A 17,792-nucleotide genomic window follows, 5' to 3' on the forward strand; every position below is an offset into this window, starting at 1 on the left:
GGTTTTTCGCATCCTGGTTTATTGAACCAAGGGGAGTAAAACGGTGAATTTTGTGCCATGGTTGAGACTGGATTCCACCTTGATCTGTCCACGATGTTCTGAAACTATTTTATGACAGATGGTGAGGCCCAGGCCGGTGCCTCCGCTTCTTTTAGTGAAAAAGGGGGTCCAGATATTTTCAAGGTCTTCAGGAGCTATTCCAGGACCGGTATCGCTGATTTCGACAGCAACCATGCGCGATTGGCGTTCGTTCTGGGCCATGCGGTAGTCGGAAAGGACGCGACTGGTGACCGTGAGTCGTCCAGATTCCCCCAGTGCTTCCATGCTGTTCAGGATCAGGTTGAGAAAGAGTCGTGTCAGCATTTCTCCATCAGCCATGAGTGGTGGAATGCTCGGATCAAAATTGGCAACAATGCTGATCTCCCGGTCCATCACCGAGTGTTTCTGGAGCTGCAGAATGTCCGCAAGGACTCTGTGTAGGTTGACCGGTGCCAGTTTTAGGCGGCGCGGAGAGGCCAGGTCAAGCAGTTCGCGGATAATGCGGTCGATGCGATCAGTTTCGCGGAGAATGACTCCCGTACATTCGCGCTGGTCGCTGTCTTCCCCTAGCTCTTGCTCCAGAAGTTGAGCAGCCCCCTTGATTCCTCCCAAAGGGTTCTTGACTTCGTGGGCAAGACCGGCTGCCAGCGTGCCAAGGGTGGAGAGCCTGTCAGCCTGGCGAATGGTTGCTTCAAGTTCGCGTATGTAGGTTATATCCTTGAGCGTCAGAATGGCACCGATGTTCTCCCCGTTCGGCAATGTCAGCGGATAACATGTTACCCCCACAGGAATTACCTTCCCGGTGGTACGTATCATCACATTATCATTGTCGGATATGGTGATGCCTGTGCGGATGGTTTTGGTGAGAATCTCAAGCAGTGTTGTTTCTTGCGCAAAAAGTTTTTCAAAGGAAATCCCCACCACCTGTCTACGGGAAAAGCCGGTGATTTCTTCGGCAGCCGGATTGCAAAGAGTAATGACTCTTTCCTGATCAACAACAATGACGCCGTCGCCGACACTATCTATGACAGTGGCATAGTAGTCGGCCGGGCCACTGCGACTATGGGAATTCTGGTCAATCGGCATGATCCGGAATCTCTCCTATTCTTGTGGCGAGGGAGTGGATGTCTTCAATGCAACGGGCGCCATTGGCATCACGGCGGACATCTGCGGCTCCAGGAAAGCCCTTGGCATACCAGCCGATATGTTTTTTGATTTCCCGTGTGGCCACTGCTTCTCCATGCCCGGCAACGTACAGTTCCAGGTGCCGGCTGATGGCTTGGGCCCGCTCCCTGTTACTGATCAGAGGCAATGTGCCGTGAAGGGCCAGCTCACGTATCTGCCGGAAGATCCAGGGGGCTCCCAGAGAACCGCGGGCCACCATGATGCCGTCGCAGCCGGTTTCCTCAAGCATGCGGAGGCAGTCCCGGGCAGTGAAAAGATCACCGCTGCCAATAACGGGGATAGTCAGATTTTCTTTCAGAACCTTTAAATGGTTCCAGTCGGAAATGCCTGAAAACATCTGGCTGCGGCTGCGTGGATGCAGAGTAATGGCATCGCATCCTTCTTCCTGGGCTATGCGGGCAATTTCAGGGTAGGTATTGTCCCCGCAGTGCCAACCTGAGCGGATTTTGACTGTCAGCGGCAAGGGAGTTGCTGCCCGTACAGCCCGGATAATGGCGGCAATTTTGAGCGGATCCCTGAGCAGGGCACTGCCGGCACCGGTACCAACAACCTTTCGTACGGGGCAGCCCATATTGATATCCAGCAGGTCACCGTATCCTGCTACCCTGCGGGCCGCTTCCGCCAGATCGTGAGGCGTGTCGCCAAAGAGCTGGATACCCAGGGGGCGGTCTTCCGGGATGCTCTTCAGCAGTGCCAGGGTATTTGCACCTTCACGAACCAAGCCATTGACGCTGACCATTTCAGTAAAAGCAAGGGCTGCGCCTTCACGGCGGCAAAGGATGCGAAACGGTAGATTGGTTATTCCAGCCAGGGGGGCAAGCACGACATTGTGCGCCAGGACAAGTCTTCCGATTTTCAAAGGTTTAAGCATTGTTTGCACTGATATCAGACGGGAAGGAGAAGTAAGTAAAGCGAGTAATTGCCTAATTTTTGTGCATGGTAACACAGGGGAAGAAAATGGCAAGCTGAAAATGTTGGGAAAAAAGGTATTGCCAAGAGGGTTATTTGAGGTTTTAATAGATGAAAGAAGTTTGGGGTCTGAAATAAAATATACGATAAAACAAGGGGTTGCTAATGTTTGGAATAGGGATGCCGGAGCTAATCATTATTCTTGTCATCGCCTTACTGGTGATTGGTCCGCACAAGCTGCCGGAACTTGCTAAATCTTTGGGAAAAGGACTGGCTGAATTCAAAAAAGCAACCGATGACTTCCAGCGCACTGTGCGGGATGAAGCGCGCAAAGAAGAGGAAAAAACCGCAGCCCCTCCCCAGCAAGTGTCCACCGCAGTGACAGAAGAGGCAAGCGTAAAGGTTTCGGAACAGGTTTCCGAGCCAGTTGTTAAAAAGGAAGAAGTTAAATCCTGATGCGGCTGAATGCATGGTGCTGAAACGAGAAAGAGCCGGTTTTCCCGGCTCTTTCTCGTTTCAGAAATCCATGTTTAATTACTTTACTTCAACTTTGATCTGTTTGGGCCTCGTATCTTCTTTTTTAGGAAGAGTTATTGTGAGCACTCCTCTTTCGCAGGTAGCGCTGACGTTTTCCTGCTGAACAGTGGCCGGCAGGCTGAAACTGCGCTGGAATGTGCCAAAATACCGTTCAATGCGGTGGTAGTTTTCCTTCTTTACATCCCCTTCATGTTTGCGCTCGCCTTTAAGAATCAAGGTGCTGTCTTCTATGCGTACTTCAATATCCTTCTGATCCACATCCGGCAGCTCTGCTTTGATGACAATCGAATCTTCTGTCTCGTAAATGTCCACAGATGGCTGCCAGATCCCCTCCTTGAGGTCTTCTCCGGAGAGATCATGATTCCAGGAAAGATTCAGGAGCTTGTTCATCTGCTCCTGCATGCTGCGCAGTTCTCGTAATGGATTGTATTTAACCAGTGCCATCAGCCTATCCTCCTTGTGTCGTTCAGATTGAGCACATTCTCTTGAAACATAATACCTCAATTGCTCCTGTCAAGGTTATTCATCTTTGAGAACCGGCTGTTTCTGCAGCCGTTTGTAATAAAAATTCTGGCCATACAAGACTGCTATGGGATTGTGGCCAGTAACCCGGTCCTTGACGATGAGTGTCGTTACCGGTGCTTTTGAATGCCGGTTGAAGAGCATGTCATGTCCCACGCACAAGCCAACGATGATGTTCATGTCTGTCTTCAGCCGGTTGCATATCTCTGCCTGGGCAATTGGGTTGCAAGCCGGCTCAAAGGTGCCTGGCCTCACCTTATCCTGCTCGTCCAGCCCCAGCTGCAGCTTATCAATGCTGCCTGCCTTGCAACAGACGCTGAGCGGCTCCAGCCCCTGGGCTCGCAGGATTGTTGCCAGTCGTTCCGATTCATCGAGCAGCCCGATGCAGGTGGCCATGCCGATTTTGCGGTAGCCCATCAGCTTGGCAAAGGCAATGGTGTCTTCCACCCGGGTCCAGCGGGCATTGATTGCATCGCTTCCAGGGACCGGCTGGTAGCAGAGCCCTTCCACCCGTGCCGCCACAAACGCGATGCGGGCTTCCTCGCTGTCCGCTGCATAGTCTCTGAGGCTTTCCTTGATGACTTCTTCGTAATTGCCTGATGGGCAGTTGCCCGGACGGGGGGGAGCAGTTTCGGGGTCATTGCTCCAGCAGTTGGTCGTACCACGGTTGTGCCAGACGGAGCTGCATTTGGAACATGAAACAGGGGTTTCGTCGGACATAGTGCCTCCTGGGATGTTGCGTCAGTGAAGATTATCCTTAGCTGCCCATCATGGATATCAACACGTGACGCACTTCACGATCAATTTCGACAAAGGTGGTATCCAGAGATTCAATAAACTTGTAAAAATCCTGCTCCGGCAGTTTTACGGGCTGCTGGCTGATGACATGCCAGGCATGATTTTCAGATGTGCTCAGCGGCCCGGGCTGTGCTATTCCATTGCCAGCATGCTGCAGGCAGGCAAAATCAGCCACGCTGACGATGGCGGCAAGTAGCGGATCCTCTGTTGCCATCTGGCATGAGTGGTGGTGGGAAATGATGTCGCAATATACAGGAGGGAAGTTCCAGCTCTGGGCCAGGCAGAGCCCGACTTCGCAGTGGGTCGTGCCGAAATGGTCCAGTTCAGCCTGATAGGTGCTGCAGTTAGTCTCTGTGATATCTGCAAGCATCCTGGCGTAATCGTCCAGCAGGTAGTGTCCCATGAATACCTTGCCTATGTCATGCACAATGGCCACGAGCCCTGCTTTCTCAAGATCGGGGTAGTTCACCATGGCCGCAATGCGCTGGGCTATGGCACCGACACTGAAGGAGTGGGTCCAGAAAATCTTGGCGGCAAAGGCCTGGGGCTTACCCTGGAAGGCATTAACAAAATAGCTGGTCATGATTATTTCGCGCATGCTCCTGAAGCCCATGTAGAGCAGGGCGCGTCTCACGGAGGTGATCTCGCTGCTGGAACGGTATAGCGGTGAATTTACAATGCGGATAATTCGGGCAGCAAGGACCGGTTCCGAGAGCATCAGATTGGCAATCTCGTCTGGATCTGCCTCGTTACTGTCCAGCAGTGCAATCATCCTGGAGACCATGGCAGGAATAGTGGGAAGGTCACTTACATTCCTTACCAGACGGCGGGCTTTTACCATCATCGCAGCTTTTTCCACACCCAATCCTCTTCAACTGCTGGTCATGTTTCACTTTCCATCAGGGCAAGAAACGCATCTTCACTCAATACTGTTATGCCCAATTCATGCGCCTTGGTCAGTTTGCTGCCGGCATCTTCACCGGCAACTACAAAGTCTGTCTTTCTTGATACGGAGCCAATCACGTTGCCACCCTGATTCTCCACCAGCTGACGGGCTTTTTCCCGGGTGAAATGCTCCAGTGATCCGGTAAAGACAAAGCTTTTGCCGGTAAACCTGCCTCCAATGCGCTTGCGCTCGATTGCCGGCGTGACGCCAGCTTCCAGCATGCGCCTGATGACCGCTATGTTTTCCGGATTGTCGAAGAAGGTGCGGACGCTCTGGGCAACAGTCAATCCCACATCCCTGATGCTGGTCAATTCTTCCAGGGTAGCCTGCTCAAGGTGTTCCAGGCTTCCGAAAGCCTGGGCCAGCGCCTTGGCAGTGCGTTCACCCACATGGCGGATTCCGAGAGCAAAGATGAAGCGGCCAAGATCGCGATGTCTGCTCTTTTCGATGGCTGTCATCAGGTTGCCGGCGAGTTTGTCTCCCATGCGCTCGAAACGTCTGAAATCTTCGGGTGTAAGGTAGTAGATGTCGGCTACGTTGTGCACCAGTCCCAGGGAAAGCAGCTGCTCTACAAATCTTTCCCCGAGCCCTTCGATATCCATGGCATTTCGCGAAACAAAGTGGATGATGGACTGTCGTGTCTGGGGCGGACAGGAAAGTCCCATGCAGCGCACGGCAACTTCATCCGCAATTCTGACTATTTCGGAGCCGCATTCAGGACAGTGTGTCGGCGGGGAAAGCAGCTGCTCGGTTCCGTTGCGCATTTCGGGCAGCACCTTGACGATAGCCGGGATGACGTCACCGGCGCGTTCAACCACAACGGTATCCCCGACACGAATGTCCTTGAGCGTCAGTTCGTCCCAGTTATGCAGGGTGGCGCGCGAGACTGTCACACCCGATACCTCGACCGGCTGCAGCTGGGCCACCGGCGTAATGACGCCGGTGCGACCGACGGAAAGGATAATCTCATTCAGCCGGGTGACCGCCTGACGAGGTGGAAACTTGCATGCTATTGCCCAGCGGGGGGAACGGCTCTTTTCTCCCAACTCGGCCTGCATGGAAAAGGAATCTACCTTGATGACGGTTCCATCGATTTCATAAGGAAGCGATTCACGCTGTTCCATCATCTGCCGGTAATATGCTGCCGCCCCGGCTATGCCGTTCTCGCAATGTACCAGCGGATTGACAGGCAATCCCCAGCCGGCAATGCGATCAAAGAAATCACGCTGGTTCCGGAATGTTGTACCTTCAACAATTCCGGGAGCATAGCAGAAGATGGAGAGGGGGCGTTGGGCGCTGATGCGCGGGTCCAGCTGGCGCAGGGAACCGGCAGCTGCATTGCGCGGGTTGGCAAAAGATGGCTCGCCGTTCTCCTCTTTCTCGCGGTTGATGCGCTGGAATGCATCCAGGGAGAGGAATACTTCACCGCGAACTTCCAGAAGTCTGGGGATGTCGCGGCCAGTCAGGCGCAGGGGAAGTGAGCGGATGGTACGGACGTTCCCCGTCACATCCTCTCCGGTGAAGCCGTCACCACGGGTTGAGGCGGTGGTAAGGCAACCATCGATGTAGATCAGTTCCACCGCCAGTCCGTCCATTTTTGGCTCGCAGATGTAGTCTACATTCTGGTCGCCGGGCAAGCCGAGCAGTTTCTTGAGCCGCTGATCAAACTCCCCTATTTCTGTCTCATTAGTGGCATTTTCAAGGGAGAGCATGGGGATTCGGTGGGTGACCGCAGCGAATCGAGCCAGGGGAGCGCTGCCGACACGCCGGGTTGGAGAGTCGGGTGTGATCAGATCAGGGAACGCTGCTTCAAGTTCCTGCAGTTCACGAAAGAGTGTGTCGTACTCAGCGTCGGAAACCTCCGGGGTATCAAGCTGATAATAGAGGCGGTTGTGGTACTCCAAAATGGTGCGTAGTGCATCGATGCGCTGTTGGGCGACTTCTGGGGAGGGGGTGTTATCAAGAAGCGAGAGCTGCATTTTATCCTCAACCGCGTGTAATTGACTTCAAAAGAGAGTACAGTATTATGCTTGTAATTTCAAATAATCCCACAGACGGACACCCTATGGACCAATTCAGGCTTGATGCCCTGCATGGCTGGTTTGAAAGCTATGTCGGCACCTTTCAGGATATCGATCACGAAGGACTCAAAAACATTCAGCTCAAGGTGGTTCATACCCGCAAGGTATGCGAGGTTATGGCACTGCTGACCTCCGGAGAAGGTGTGGCGCCGGAAGCGGCCCGTATTGCCGCTGCCATCGCATTACTGCATGACGTCGGCCGCTTTCCCCAGTACCGGCGCTGGCGTACGTTCCTGGACCGCAAATCCGACAACCACGCCCGCCTCTCGGTTGAAGTCATGCGTGAGCATGGTGTGCTGGATGACCTGCCGGCCGCAGAGCGGCTGCTGATCGAAGAAGCGGTGCGGTTTCATAATCTGCGTGAAATTCCCCGCCGCCTGGAAAACGATGCCGGTTTTTATCTTAGATTGATTCGGGATGCAGACAAACTGGATATCTGGCGGGTCTTTCTCGATCACTTTCATCAGCCCCTTGAAGAACGTGCTTCCGCAGTCGGCCTTGGATTCCCCGATCTTCCGGAAGTTACTACCGCCTGTGTTGGTGCTCTTGCTGCCGGTCGGGTGGTGGATCTGGCCACTGTCCGGTCGCTCAATGATTTCAAGCTGCTGCAGATTTCATGGGCCTATGATCTTAACTTTGCTACCTCCTACCGTTTGCTTGACGAACGTCGCTATATCCCTGAACTAGCAGCAACCATCAATTTGGAAGAGGCGGAAGAAGACCGCGTCCTGGGCCCGGCAGTGGCACGGGCAGCCGCGGTTGTTGCCGATCGTTCGCGCCGTTGAAGACCGGCTACTATCGTCTTGACAGTCACTATTTTCAGCCCCATTATTAAAATGCCGTTGAGCCACAAATCCAGGTTGGCAGGAGCATACCATGACATGCAATGACTGCAGAATGCCGGCTGAAAAATTGCGCTGGAGCTGTGATCCGGCTGGATTCGATTTCGAGACTACCGCTGAGCTGCCTGATCTTGATGATGCCATCGGCCAGAAACGGGCTCTTCGTTCGATTGAATTCGGTCTGGATATGGAGGCTACCGGCTTCAACCTCTATATTTCCGGAGAGACCGGTACCAGCCGCACTTCGACCATCCGCAGTACTCTTAAAAGGCGGGCAAAGGGCGAACCCAGGCCCAATGACTGGGTCTATGTAAATAATTTCAAGGACAGCGATTCTGCGGTGTCACTCTCACTCCCGGCAGGCCTTGGCAGGGAGTTGGCCAAGGACATGAAGGAATTGATCGAGTCCTTTCGCAGCGAAATTCCCAAGGCCCTGGAAAGCAAGGAATATGAAATCCGGCGGGCTGAGATTCTCGAGAAGTACCAGCACATCAACAATGAACTCTTCCAAGGGCTGGAAAAAGAGACCGACGCTCACGGATTCGCCCTGCAGCGTACAGTTTCCGGGCTGGTCATCGTTCCCCAGAAGGAAGGGAGAAATTACACCCAGGAAGAATACGAGGCCCTTGCCGATAACGAGCGGGAGGCATTGGAAAAGACCGGCAAGGAGCTGACTGAAAAGCTCAATGATGTTTTGCGTCAGGTGCATGACAGCGAGAAGGCCACCAAGGAAGCGCTCCAGCAGGCTGATCGCGATCTGGGAATGTCCTGTCTGGGGCATCGTCTTGATCCGCTCAAGGAAAAATACTCCGGCCTTGAGAAGGTGATTACCTACCTGGGGGCGGTCCAGGAAGACATCCTTCTCAACCTGGACGATTTCAAGCCCCAGGCCCCCCAGCCGCAGATTCCGGGCATCAGGATCCCCCGCCAGGAGCCCACTTTTGAACGTTATGAAGTCAACGTGCTGGTGGATAACGCTGAATCGGAAGGGGCGCCGGTGGTGTTTGAACCCAACCCCACCTATAACAACCTGTTCGGCCGCATCGAACATGTCATGCAGTATGGGGGCGTGGCGGTGACCGATTTCACCATGATCCGCTCCGGCGCGCTGCACCGGGCCAATGGCGGCTACCTGGTGATCGATGCCCGGGAAGTGCTGATCAACCCGTTCGTGTGGGACTCGCTCAAGCGCTGTATCCGTACTGGTGAGATCCGTATTGAAGATGTTCTGGAACAGTATCGTTTTATGACGATGGTCACCTTAAAGCCCGAACCTGTCCAGCTGCAGACCAAGATTATCATGATCGGCACGCCGTACATCTATTATCTGCTTTTTTATCTGGACCCGGATTATCGCAAGTTTTTTAAGGTCAAGGCGGAATTTGACAGTCGTGTCTGCCGTACCCCCGAAATCATGCGTGACTATGCTCTGTTCGTGGCTACCCACTGCCGCAATGAAAACCTGCTGCACTTTGACCGTAGCGGCATCGCCCGACTCTTGGAGTACACTGCCCGCATGGTGGAAGATCAGTACAAGTTTTCCGCTCATTTCATGGAAATCGCCGACTTCATTCGTGAGGCGAGTTTCTGGGCGCGCAAGGACGGGCAAGCCCTGGTTACCGGGGATGACGTGCTGCGCGCAGCCGCAGAAAAGCTTTATCGTGTCAACCGCATTGAGGAACGTCTTCATGAGTTGTATGAAGAAGGTGTCATCATGGTTGATACTGATGGAGCCGTGGCGGGCCAGATCAACGGCTTGTCGGTTATCGGCCTCGGTGACCACACTTTTGGGCGCCCCTCCCGTATCACTGCCCGGGTGTATGCAGGCCGGGCAGGCATGGTCAATATCGAACGCGAGGTAAAGCTCTCCGGTCCGATCCACGACAAGGGAGTGCTGATATTGACAGGTTACCTCGGTGGGACCTTTGCCATTGAGCAACCTCTTTCCCTGTCGGCTTCCATCTGTTTTGAACAGTCCTATGACGGCATCGAAGGGGACAGTGCCTCGGCTGCGGAGCTGTACGCCCTGCTGTCAGCCCTGTCCGGAATCCCCCTCCGTCAGGGTATTGCCGTTACCGGCAGTGTCAACCAGCGCGGCATCATCCAACCGATCGGCGGTGTCAATTTCAAGATCGAAGGCTTCTATGCCGTATGCAAATCCAAGGGATTGACCGGGCAGCAAGGGGTTATGATCCCCAAGGCTAACGAGAGACATCTGATGTTGAATGATGAAGTCGTCGCTGCAGTTGAGGCGGGTACGTTTCATGTATGGAGCGTCGAAACCATTGAACAGGGCATCGAGATACTTACCGGCGTTGTCGCAGGCCAGAGGGGGACGAACAGGAGGTATCCGAAAGAAAGCATTTTTTATCTGGTGGAGGAGCGGTTGGCTGCAATAGGTGAAAGCCTGAAGCATGCGGAGAAAACAGAGCGCAAATTACCGCGTTCACACAGAAAGCAGATTGCAACATTTGAACATTAATAGTCTTGTACGGAGCGTTTATGGGAATTAAGTGGAGAGAATCATTATCCATCGGTGTGGAAACAATCGATAATCAGCATAAGGAATTGCTGCAGCGATTTGACGATCTGTTGTGCGCATGCAAGGAAGGGAAGGGGACCGACGAGCTTAAGGGATTACTGGATTTTCTCAGCGGGTACGTGCGGACTCATTTCAACGATGAAGAAGCAATCCAGCGCCTGCATCAATACCCGGAGTACGAGGAGCATAAGAGGGAGCATGAATCTTTTGTTGTGCGTCTCAAGGCACTTCAGGGGGAAATAGGGTCAGAGAGAGTGGCTGTGCATCATGTAATGGAGACAAATAGCATGCTGCTTAAATGGCTGACCAATCACATTTCGGTGGTTGACAAGAAGCTGGGGCAGTTTCTGTTGGCTGCCAAAGCCTGAGCTTCAATAAAAAAAGAGCAAAGGCATGTTCTGGAATGCCTTTGCTCTCCTCTTCTTTTTCTGATCAAATCTATTTGCAGTCTTCCCGCCACAAACAGACATGCTGGCCGCACTCTTCGACCCTGCCGGTGTCGAAGCAGGCATCATTATGCTCAGCTTCCTGGATTGCTCGTATCAGGTCTGACTTTTTCATTTTTCCAGTCTTGATGTTGTGCTGTTTTGCAATTTCCTTGATCTCATCGAGTTTCATGTTTTAACGCTCCGTAGCTGGGATGATGTAGTTTTTATAATATAAATCATTTCATCAAAAAGAAAAGTCCGTATTGTATATGACTAAGGCAGCCATGCAGCAGCTGGAGCCCGAATTTCCACTCAATCGGTCGTTTCAGCTTACTCTTCAAATGACCTGGCAAACAGCTCATCGGCCACATTGTCGATAACCTTTTGAGATCGCCTGATGGGGCCGGACTTATGGACACGCCCCACGACCACAATTTTTGCGTCGATCACGCGAATCAGATAGAACAAGGACGACACAATGGCTTTATTCTCTTTTGCACCCATATAGAGCAGGTCGCCTGCAATTACATACTCCAGCCCCAGTTTATCCGCCTGGTGCAGCACCTGCTTTGGTTTGAAGGGTTTATTCTCCTTGACCGTTACAAGCTTGCGGCCCAGACGTTCTTCCAGTCGTTGTTGCAACCTTTTGGAAAAGATTTGAGGGTAGCCCAGGTCAGTGCAGGCGAGATAGAAGACCGCTTTGGCATCCTCTTTGTATTTCTTCGGATCAAGTTTATCCAGATAGCTACCGCCGCAAGAGGTGAAAGCGGTCAGGCCGATCCGGGCATCCTTCGGCAGCGCCCTGACATCGCTCAGGCGATGTAAATCATTCTTGTTGCCTGAAATCCCGGCGCATCCGAATGTCAGCATCCCGCTGACCAGAAGTACGATCCATAAAGAGTATCTCTTCGAAATATTCAGAGCCATTTTAATCCCCCTTAGGGAGATAGCGGGATTCGGGTCAGCTCACCTGACCTTGATAACGATCTTCCCCCGCCCGTGATCCGATCCACTCAGCTCATGGGCTTTGCGCAACTTCGGCAAGAGGGAAAATATTCTCACGGGCTGTTTTATCCTCTGATCAATTGTACCAGAGGTGAAGCAGAAGAATGGCTGGCATCTCTGAATGTTGCCACGTGAGGGCTGTGAATTGCTCTTCTACATTTCTTTCCATCTTCTCCTCATAAGATTACAATAAATGCAGAAGAGCAGATCAACAGAGAAAGGGGGGCATATCATGGTAACAATGACAACGATATTGGTACTTGTAATGCTTGCAGCCGTCATCACGCCCTGGATCGGTTCAATGTACGAGCACCATGGCAGCCACAGAACTGATTTGATGGCAGGAGATGAGGGAGAAGATTAATACGGCTTCGGCTGTCCCAAACAGGGTAGCTTGGATCGATACATAGCGGAATAACAACGGGGGCAGGTTACTTTATTGAAAAGTCGCCTGCCCCCTTTTTATTCCTGATTCAAAGTGTATTTAATGTTTTCCGCGGATGTCAAAGACCTGATGACACTTCTATTTATCGGAGTCGTAGAAGCATGAATTCTGCCCTGGAATTTCTAGTTCAATCAAACGCGAGCAGTCCAGCTTCAAACATTCGCAGGCTTTTGGCGCGCTTCAGCTCCTTGAGCGGCTTTGCCAGCTCCGGATCATCAAGGTGACAAACGATTTCCTTCAGCTTGCTCAGCACCTGCATATCCCCGCAAAACAGCTCACCATAGCGCCCCAGCATCTCCCGCAGATAGCAGCCCAGCTCAGCTCGCCGCTCCTCCCGGCCAGGCTCCGGGCTTGATTGCCCCCGCAGGCGGTGGAACAGCCGCGGATCGGCAATCGCCCCCCGCCCCAGCATCAGCCCGGCAGCGCCGGTCTGCCGCAGCACCCGTTCGCCATCGCCGGCGCTGCGGATATCTCCGTTGGCAATCACCGGCAGCCGGGTCTCCCGCACTACACTGGCAGTCACCTCGTGATCGGCGGAACCGGCATACTTCTGGACAACGGTGCGGGGATGAAGCACCAGAAAATCCACTCCGCTCGACTCGAAGAGCGGCACCAGCGACAGGATCTGATCCGGATCGTCGTAACCGGCACGGATCTTGACGGAAAAGGAGCCGTTGATCACATCCCGCAGAGCGGGGATGACGTCAGCAAGATCGTCCGTGCAACGGAGCATGCCCCCACCGGTGGGGCCGCTGCCCATCCGGCCATAGGGGCACCCCATGTTGAGATTGATATGTGCCGCGCCCGCCTCCTGGGCGGCCCGGGCCGCCGAGACCAGCGCCTCCCGGCCATGGCCCACCAGCTGCACCACCAGCGGCACGCTCTCCTCAGCCGTGGTGATTTCCCGCAAGTCCGCATTCGAGAGCCGCGCTGCCGCAGTTGCCGAATTGACCCGCATGAATTCGGTGAAGATAACGTCAGGCCGGACCTGCGTTATGAAATAGGCGCGCAGGGCCCGGTTGGTCACCCCCTGCATCGGCGCCAGCATCAGCGGGATTGTCCCGGCTTGCCAGGGAAACCGGGAAATGGGTCGTGAAATATCATTTTTCAAAGTTAATCACCTTATTTGCCGTACTTGCTGACACCAAACCGTGTCTCGGCATCAGCCTGGCTGATGCACCGCAAGGTCGGCGGCCCGCCTGCGAATAAGAGCACCTTCTCCCACAGGCGATTGTCCCTCGAATCGAGATACAGTTCCGCCAGCTCCTCCGGATTCTCCGCCAGCTTTTTCAACCGCGTGGAGGTCAGCCATTCCACCCGATCGGCAACCGCGTCTCCGGTCACCTTTATCCCAAGGTCAAGCCACATGCCGACTAATTCCGTCTCTTCCGGTTTCAGATCATTGAACATACATCGCTCCTTATTCATGGGGAATTCAAGTAATCTGGGGTCAGGGCGCCGCCCTGCCCAGCGGCGCAAATTACCCATCAATCAGCAGAAAGTCAAGCCTGACCCCTGATCAGAAACTCCAACCAGAGATCGCAGGGCAGAAAATATTGACAAACTTCAATTAACTTGATAGACATGCCAAAATTTTTTTGAGCCAATAGACGACAATACTCAACCATTCGCGAGGGTGGGGCGGAAAGCCTACAGGGTCTTACTGAGACAGCCGGGTTGCCGAAATATTACACATATTCGGCAACCCGGCTTTTTTTGTTGCCTGAGCAGGCTCAGTAATTGTCCGTCCGACATGTCTGACCTCAGTGACCTGCAGAAAAAAATTGTGATACACGATAATACTCAACCATCCGCGAGGATGGGGCGGAAAGCCTACAGGGTCTCTCTGAGACAGCCGGGTTGCCGAAATATCACCCAGATATTCGGCCCCGGCTTTTTTATTTTAACCTTCAGAAAGGTAGCTTACCTCCCCATGCTCCAAAACGTCGACCTGACACGCGTATCCCCCTGGCTTCGCCTCATGGCTCTGGGCGTATTCATCCTGGCCCTCAACGGCTGTGCCGTTACGAAAGGCGCCTGGCTTTCCTCCGGCCCCATGGAAAAGGAAGTCGCACGGAACCGGTTTCCGCTGGAAAAAAGTGATGACGTCATTGGCCGCCTGGCCGTTATCAGGCTTGAAGATGGGGATACTCTCCCGGACATCGCACGGCATTTCGGCGTGGGGATCAACGCTCTCAGCGCCGCAAATCCGGGGGTGGATGTATGGGTGCCCACGGCAGGAGAGCGGCTCACACTGCCGCTCAGCTTTATCCTGCCTGACGCTCCCCGCAAGGGTATCGTGATCAATCTGGCCACCATGAGGCTCTTCCAGTTTAAAGACGACCGTACATCAGCGGTGGTGTCCACCTATCCGGTCGGTATCGGCACCAAAGAGCGCCCCACCCCCACAGGTCAGATGCGAGTAACCCGCAAAGCAGCCCGCCCCACCTGGTACGTGCCTGCTTCAATTGCCGAGGATCACCGCAGAAAGGGTGATCCGCTCCCCGCCAAAATTGCAGCCGGGCCCCAGAACCCACTGGGCGAATACGCGCTCTATCTCAGCAAAGCGGGGTATCTGATCCATGGCACCAACAAACCGGCCAGCATCGGCCTCAAGGCCTCCAACGGCTGCGTGAGGCTCCTTCCTGAAAACGTGGAGACACTTTTTAACGAAACGCCGGTCAACACATCGGTCCTCATCGTCAACCAGCCCTATCTTATAGGCCAGCGTGACGGCGTGCTGTACATGGAGGCTCACACCCCCCTGGAGAAACCGGATGCCGGTGCCATCGAGCTGGAGAAGGTCTATGCACATTTGAGAAGCCTTGAGAAGCAATCGGGGCGCACGCTTGACTGGAAAAAGGTGAAGACGGTGCAGGCAGAAGCACGGGGAATTCCTGTTCCAATCCTGGAGTTGGAAAAAGGAGCAGGCAAGGCGGCTGAAAAAATTGTTCAGGTGGAGCACCCGGACAAGCTGTACGGCAAGCCGGAACTCCCGGAACTGAAGCTGGCGGCCTGGTATGTCCTGGCCGGCGATCTGTCTGATGAGGTTGAGGCCGAACGGCTGGCTGCAATCATCAATCACCAGGGACCGCCAATCCCGGCCCGGGTGCTGTCAAAACAAGACAGGCACCGGGTCATCGCCGGCCCTTTCAGTAATGCCAGTGAGGCCAACGATGCGGCCAGGCGGCTGAAAATCGATCTGGAGATAAATGGCGTGGTGATGGGCCCGGTCAGCAAGACAGAGTCCATAGCACTGAATCAATGACGGAAAGGAGGTGACAAACGGCAAGGCCCTTTGAGTCCCAAAATCACATCGAATGAAAAAGGAGAATAACAATGAAGATACGCATGACAGTAATTTCCATGATGCTGGCTCTGGCCGCTACCCTGTCCGGTTGTGCAACATCCGGTGACCTCCAGAAGATGCAGGCGCAGCAGAAACTGATTGACGCCAAAGCCGATCAGGCGCTGCAGGATGCGCAGTCTGCCAAGGCGGCGGCCGATGCGGCCAAGACCCGCGCTGACGAGGCTGAAAAGCGGGCAACAGAACGGGAACGGATCGCCGATGAAAAGGCGGCACGGGCTGACGCTGTTTTCCAGAAATCCATGAAAAAATAAACGAACCTGTAACAGGCTGTAGAAAAACGTGATGAGAAAGCCGGACGAAAACGTACGGAACTGAGCAGCCGAGCCGAGCGGCAGGGGATTCGAATCCTCTGCCGCTTGACTGCCCTGCCAAGGAGCGAGGAGATGAGGGAACGGGGACTTTTCTGTGTCTGCATGATCATGACCATACTGCTGTACGGTTGCAGCGGATTTCAGAGCAGGTCAACCTTCGAGGAAGCCAATGCTCTCTTCAGCCAGGGAAACTACAACGCCTCCCTGGACAAGTATGGGGAGATCATCGAAAAAGACCCCTCCGCCGGAGACAGGGCCCTGTTCGAGATGGGCATCATCCACGCCTACCCCAAAAACGGCCTGAAGGATTACCAGAAGGCCCTGGACTGTTTTCAAAAGCTGGTCGAGGAATACCCCGGCAGCGGGTACCGGCAGGACAGCGAGAGAATGATTATCTACCTCGGTCATGCGGCTGCCAAGGACGCGACGATTGCCGCCCAGCAGCAACAGCTGGATGCTCTCCGGCACGACCTGGATGGCAAGCAGAGCGAGATTGTTACGCTGCACACTAGAATCAAGGCGCTTGAACAGAAGGTATTTACCTTTGCCACCCAGAAGGGACCGATAGACAGAATCCTGATAGAGAAGAAGGAACGGCGGTTGACGCTGCTCTCAAAGGGTGAGGTGCTCAAGAGCTACCGCATAGCTCTGGGGGGCAACCCGATCGGTCCCAAGGAGAGACAGGGGGACAACAAAACCCCCGAGGGAACCTACGTAATCGCTGCACGAAATAAGGACAGCCGTTATCACCTGTCTCTTCACATCTCGTATCCAAACGAGAAGGACAAAAAGCGGGCCCGGGAACTGGGGGTTTCCCCTGGCGGCAACATCATGATCCATGGCATCAAGAACGGTTTATCGTGGGTTGGTGACGGTCACACCGAGGTTGACTGGACGCAGGGGTGTATTGCGGTAACGGACGAAGAAATAGAGGAGATAGCCAAGGTAGCACGCAATGGGACGCTTGTTGAGATACGGCCGTAGAAAAAGACTGCTGCAAGTCATAATTCTCTGCTGACCGGAATCTTCTTGCCCATTGCCATCATTCCAAGAGGATGAAGTCGGCTCGATAAGGGAAGATTAGGAGGGGATCCACTGCACGCGTAGCAAGGAGGCAAGATCGCTCTTATGTCTCGGGGTAACGTACACAGGTACTTCAGACTCACCGATTGCTTTGGCTATGGCATAGCGGTGATGTCCCCCGTCGATTACAATCTCTTGAGAAGTCATCGGTGTTGCCAATGGCGGAGAGATCGGTCTTCCTTCCGCTAAATACCCGATGAGATGAGCCAATTTGTATGGATCACCGATTTTCCAGAGTTCCCGGTCTTTCCGTCGGCTGAAAAAACACAACCTCATATCGAACTCAGGCAGAGCTACGTATCCCAGGCAAAGCCCCTGGGGATACCATTTGTTAAATTCTTCCGGAGAAAGACCGTCTTTGGAGAAACGTTGCGACTCTTTAGATATATCCCATTTAAGGACAATCGGTGGCCATTCCGAAACGGGCGCCCAGAGGTACTTGTGGGAATCCGCGCAGGTACTTTGGCGCACTGTTCTCTCTTTGCGATCTTCCTCTGGATCTTCGCGGTGCCCGCACATTCAAGTCTCCGTAAAGACTGAAATTGTGCAAACCTTCTGGTGACAAGCGGTGATTTGTAGTTAGTTTCCATCCGGAAACTCCGGATGAGAAACTGCTGGTTTCCGATTCGGAAAGGAGGGATTTTTTGTCCTGGCAAGGAAATCAAGGGATTGCGCGGAGCAACCGTGTTCTCTGTCAAGTGAAAGCATAAAAACTATCGTTCCAGCGGCGGTTGTCCCTGATCATGGCG

Annotated in this window: 19 protein-coding genes and 2 riboswitches; of the genes, 8 read left to right on the forward strand and 11 right to left on the reverse strand. The window is 53.7% G+C overall.

Annotated features, from left to right (window positions below; all coding sequences use genetic code 11):
- Nucleotides 1-18: 18 nt before the first annotated feature.
- Both KJB30_RS17120 and dusB read right to left on the reverse strand, forming a co-directional pair.
- Nucleotides 19-1,125, reverse strand: a complete 1,107-nt coding sequence (locus KJB30_RS17120; RefSeq protein ID WP_214301590.1) for a two-component system sensor histidine kinase NtrB — start codon at nucleotides 1,123-1,125, stop codon at nucleotides 19-21.
- A complete protein-coding gene (gene dusB, locus KJB30_RS17125; protein ID WP_214301591.1) occupies nucleotides 1,115-2,095 on the reverse strand; it encodes a tRNA dihydrouridine synthase DusB in 981 nt (326 codons plus the stop codon). The genes KJB30_RS17120 and dusB overlap by 11 nt, the downstream gene beginning before the upstream one ends.
- Before the next feature lie 203 nt (nucleotides 2,096-2,298).
- On the opposite strand from dusB, the gene KJB30_RS17130 reads away from it, so the two are divergent.
- Nucleotides 2,299-2,589, forward strand: a complete 291-nt coding sequence (locus KJB30_RS17130; protein ID WP_214301592.1) for a TatA/E family twin arginine-targeting protein translocase — start codon at nucleotides 2,299-2,301, stop codon at nucleotides 2,587-2,589.
- A 78-nt stretch (nucleotides 2,590-2,667) separates the two neighbouring features.
- On the opposite strand, the gene KJB30_RS17135 is transcribed toward KJB30_RS17130, so the two are convergent.
- From KJB30_RS17135 to ligA, 4 genes are all read right to left on the reverse strand, one after another.
- The gene (locus KJB30_RS17135) at nucleotides 2,668-3,114 is read right to left on the reverse strand and encodes an Hsp20/alpha crystallin family protein (protein ID WP_214301593.1); all 447 of its coding nucleotides are present in this window, start codon (nucleotides 3,112-3,114) and stop codon (nucleotides 2,668-2,670) included.
- A gap of 75 nt (nucleotides 3,115-3,189) precedes the next feature.
- Nucleotides 3,190-3,912, reverse strand: coding sequence for a DUF1847 domain-containing protein (locus tag KJB30_RS17140; protein ID WP_214301594.1), 723 nt, complete (start codon nucleotides 3,910-3,912; stop codon nucleotides 3,190-3,192).
- A gap of 37 nt (nucleotides 3,913-3,949) precedes the next feature.
- Nucleotides 3,950-4,849, reverse strand: coding sequence for an HDOD domain-containing protein (locus KJB30_RS17145; protein ID WP_214301595.1), 900 nt, complete (start codon nucleotides 4,847-4,849; stop codon nucleotides 3,950-3,952).
- A 23-nt stretch (nucleotides 4,850-4,872) separates the two neighbouring features.
- Nucleotides 4,873-6,915, reverse strand: coding sequence for an NAD-dependent DNA ligase LigA (gene ligA, locus KJB30_RS17150; RefSeq protein ID WP_214301596.1), 2,043 nt, complete (start codon nucleotides 6,913-6,915; stop codon nucleotides 4,873-4,875).
- Between the two features lie 86 nt (nucleotides 6,916-7,001).
- Here ligA and KJB30_RS17155 point away from each other — a divergent pair, with 86 nt between their 5' ends.
- The 3 genes from KJB30_RS17155 to KJB30_RS17165 all read left to right on the forward strand — a co-directional run bounded on the left by KJB30_RS17155 (nucleotide 7,002) and on the right by KJB30_RS17165 (nucleotide 10,769).
- Nucleotides 7,002-7,802: an HD domain-containing protein gene (locus KJB30_RS17155; protein ID WP_214301597.1), complete on the forward strand. Its 801-nt coding sequence runs from the start codon at nucleotides 7,002-7,004 to the stop codon at nucleotides 7,800-7,802.
- Between the two features lie 91 nt (nucleotides 7,803-7,893).
- Nucleotides 7,894-10,341 (forward strand): Lon protease family protein, encoded by a 2,448-nt coding sequence (locus tag KJB30_RS17160; protein ID WP_214301598.1) that lies wholly within the window; start codon nucleotides 7,894-7,896, stop codon nucleotides 10,339-10,341.
- Nucleotides 10,342-10,361: 20 nt separating this feature from the next.
- The gene (locus KJB30_RS17165) at nucleotides 10,362-10,769 is read left to right on the forward strand and encodes a bacteriohemerythrin (protein ID WP_214301599.1); all 408 of its coding nucleotides are present in this window, start codon (nucleotides 10,362-10,364) and stop codon (nucleotides 10,767-10,769) included.
- A gap of 70 nt (nucleotides 10,770-10,839) precedes the next feature.
- Here the strand turns inward: KJB30_RS17165 and KJB30_RS17170 are convergent, their stop codons facing one another.
- The gene (locus KJB30_RS17170) at nucleotides 10,840-11,019 is read right to left on the reverse strand and encodes a Rho termination factor N-terminal domain-containing protein (RefSeq protein ID WP_214301600.1); all 180 of its coding nucleotides are present in this window, start codon (nucleotides 11,017-11,019) and stop codon (nucleotides 10,840-10,842) included.
- Nucleotides 11,020-11,159: 140 nt separating this feature from the next.
- The gene (locus KJB30_RS17175; RefSeq protein ID WP_214301601.1) at nucleotides 11,160-11,756 is read right to left on the reverse strand and encodes a hypothetical protein; all 597 of its coding nucleotides are present in this window, start codon (nucleotides 11,754-11,756) and stop codon (nucleotides 11,160-11,162) included.
- 310 nt (nucleotides 11,757-12,066) lie between these two features.
- On the opposite strand from KJB30_RS17175, the gene KJB30_RS18310 reads away from it, so the two are divergent.
- Nucleotides 12,067-12,198 carry a hypothetical protein gene (locus tag KJB30_RS18310; RefSeq protein WP_281415742.1) on the forward strand — a complete coding sequence of 44 codons (132 nt, stop codon included), beginning with the start codon at nucleotides 12,067-12,069 and terminating at the stop codon, nucleotides 12,196-12,198.
- A 208-nt stretch (nucleotides 12,199-12,406) separates the two neighbouring features.
- Here KJB30_RS18310 and KJB30_RS17180 read toward each other — a convergent pair whose 3' ends face one another.
- Together KJB30_RS17180 and KJB30_RS17185 are read right to left on the reverse strand one after the other, a co-directional pair.
- On the reverse strand, nucleotides 12,407-13,327 hold the full coding sequence (locus tag KJB30_RS17180; RefSeq protein WP_214301609.1) for a tRNA dihydrouridine synthase: 921 nt from the start codon (nucleotides 13,325-13,327) through the stop codon (nucleotides 12,407-12,409).
- Between the two features lie 74 nt (nucleotides 13,328-13,401).
- The gene (locus KJB30_RS17185) at nucleotides 13,402-13,689 is read right to left on the reverse strand and encodes an Imm27 family immunity protein (protein ID WP_214301602.1); all 288 of its coding nucleotides are present in this window, start codon (nucleotides 13,687-13,689) and stop codon (nucleotides 13,402-13,404) included.
- A gap of 198 nt (nucleotides 13,690-13,887) precedes the next feature.
- Nucleotides 13,888-13,964: riboswitch (cyclic di-GMP riboswitch) on the forward strand.
- Between the two features lie 106 nt (nucleotides 13,965-14,070).
- A riboswitch (cyclic di-GMP riboswitch) is annotated at nucleotides 14,071-14,147 on the forward strand.
- A 65-nt stretch (nucleotides 14,148-14,212) separates the two neighbouring features.
- On the opposite strand from KJB30_RS17185, the gene KJB30_RS17190 reads away from it, so the two are divergent.
- From KJB30_RS17190 to KJB30_RS17200, 3 genes are all read left to right on the forward strand, one after another.
- Nucleotides 14,213-15,547: a L,D-transpeptidase family protein gene (locus KJB30_RS17190; protein WP_214301603.1), complete on the forward strand. Its 1,335-nt coding sequence runs from the start codon at nucleotides 14,213-14,215 to the stop codon at nucleotides 15,545-15,547.
- Between the two features lie 71 nt (nucleotides 15,548-15,618).
- On the forward strand, nucleotides 15,619-15,900 hold the full coding sequence (locus tag KJB30_RS17195) for an Lpp/OprI family alanine-zipper lipoprotein (RefSeq protein ID WP_214301604.1): 282 nt from the start codon (nucleotides 15,619-15,621) through the stop codon (nucleotides 15,898-15,900).
- A gap of 132 nt (nucleotides 15,901-16,032) precedes the next feature.
- Nucleotides 16,033-16,944 carry a L,D-transpeptidase family protein gene (locus KJB30_RS17200; RefSeq protein WP_214301605.1) on the forward strand — a complete coding sequence of 304 codons (912 nt, stop codon included), beginning with the start codon at nucleotides 16,033-16,035 and terminating at the stop codon, nucleotides 16,942-16,944.
- 96 nt (nucleotides 16,945-17,040) lie between these two features.
- Here KJB30_RS17200 and KJB30_RS17205 read toward each other — a convergent pair whose 3' ends face one another.
- Nucleotides 17,041-17,562 (reverse strand): ParB N-terminal domain-containing protein, encoded by a 522-nt coding sequence (locus tag KJB30_RS17205; protein ID WP_214301606.1) that lies wholly within the window; start codon nucleotides 17,560-17,562, stop codon nucleotides 17,041-17,043.
- Nucleotides 17,563-17,792: the final 230 nt, after the last annotated feature.

The sequence above is a fragment of the Pelotalea chapellei genome (assembly GCF_018531195.1).
Lineage (GTDB): Bacteria > Desulfobacterota > Desulfuromonadia > Geobacterales > Pseudopelobacteraceae > Pelotalea > Pelotalea chapellei.

Coding starts and splice junctions, on each gene's coding strand:
- KJB30_RS18310 (WP_281415742.1), top strand. CDS start 12,067: ATGGTAACAATGACAACGATATTGGTACTTGTAATGCTTGCAGCCGTC.
- KJB30_RS17160 (WP_214301598.1), top strand. CDS start 7,894: ATGACATGCAATGACTGCAGAATGCCGGCTGAAAAATTGCGCTGGAGC.
- KJB30_RS17200 (WP_214301605.1), top strand. CDS start 16,033: ATGAGGGAACGGGGACTTTTCTGTGTCTGCATGATCATGACCATACTG.
- KJB30_RS17170 (WP_214301600.1), bottom strand. CDS start 11,019: ATGAAACTCGATGAGATCAAGGAAATTGCAAAACAGCACAACATCAAG.
- KJB30_RS17205 (WP_214301606.1), bottom strand. CDS start 17,562: ATGTGCGGGCACCGCGAAGATCCAGAGGAAGATCGCAAAGAGAGAACA.
- ligA (WP_214301596.1), bottom strand. CDS start 6,915: ATGCAGCTCTCGCTTCTTGATAACACCCCCTCCCCAGAAGTCGCCCAA.
- dusB (WP_214301591.1), bottom strand. CDS start 2,095: ATGCTTAAACCTTTGAAAATCGGAAGACTTGTCCTGGCGCACAATGTC.
- KJB30_RS17135 (WP_214301593.1), bottom strand. CDS start 3,114: ATGGCACTGGTTAAATACAATCCATTACGAGAACTGCGCAGCATGCAG.
- KJB30_RS17130 (WP_214301592.1), top strand. CDS start 2,299: ATGTTTGGAATAGGGATGCCGGAGCTAATCATTATTCTTGTCATCGCC.
- KJB30_RS17190 (WP_214301603.1), top strand. CDS start 14,213: ATGCTCCAAAACGTCGACCTGACACGCGTATCCCCCTGGCTTCGCCTC.
- KJB30_RS17185 (WP_214301602.1), bottom strand. CDS start 13,689: ATGTTCAATGATCTGAAACCGGAAGAGACGGAATTAGTCGGCATGTGG.
- KJB30_RS17180 (WP_214301609.1), bottom strand. CDS start 13,327: ATGCTGGCGCCGATGCAGGGGGTGACCAACCGGGCCCTGCGCGCCTAT.
- KJB30_RS17155 (WP_214301597.1), top strand. CDS start 7,002: ATGGACCAATTCAGGCTTGATGCCCTGCATGGCTGGTTTGAAAGCTAT.
- KJB30_RS17140 (WP_214301594.1), bottom strand. CDS start 3,912: ATGTCCGACGAAACCCCTGTTTCATGTTCCAAATGCAGCTCCGTCTGG.
- KJB30_RS17165 (WP_214301599.1), top strand. CDS start 10,362: ATGGGAATTAAGTGGAGAGAATCATTATCCATCGGTGTGGAAACAATC.
- KJB30_RS17120 (WP_214301590.1), bottom strand. CDS start 1,125: ATGCCGATTGACCAGAATTCCCATAGTCGCAGTGGCCCGGCCGACTAC.
- KJB30_RS17175 (WP_214301601.1), bottom strand. CDS start 11,756: ATGGCTCTGAATATTTCGAAGAGATACTCTTTATGGATCGTACTTCTG.
- KJB30_RS17195 (WP_214301604.1), top strand. CDS start 15,619: ATGAAGATACGCATGACAGTAATTTCCATGATGCTGGCTCTGGCCGCT.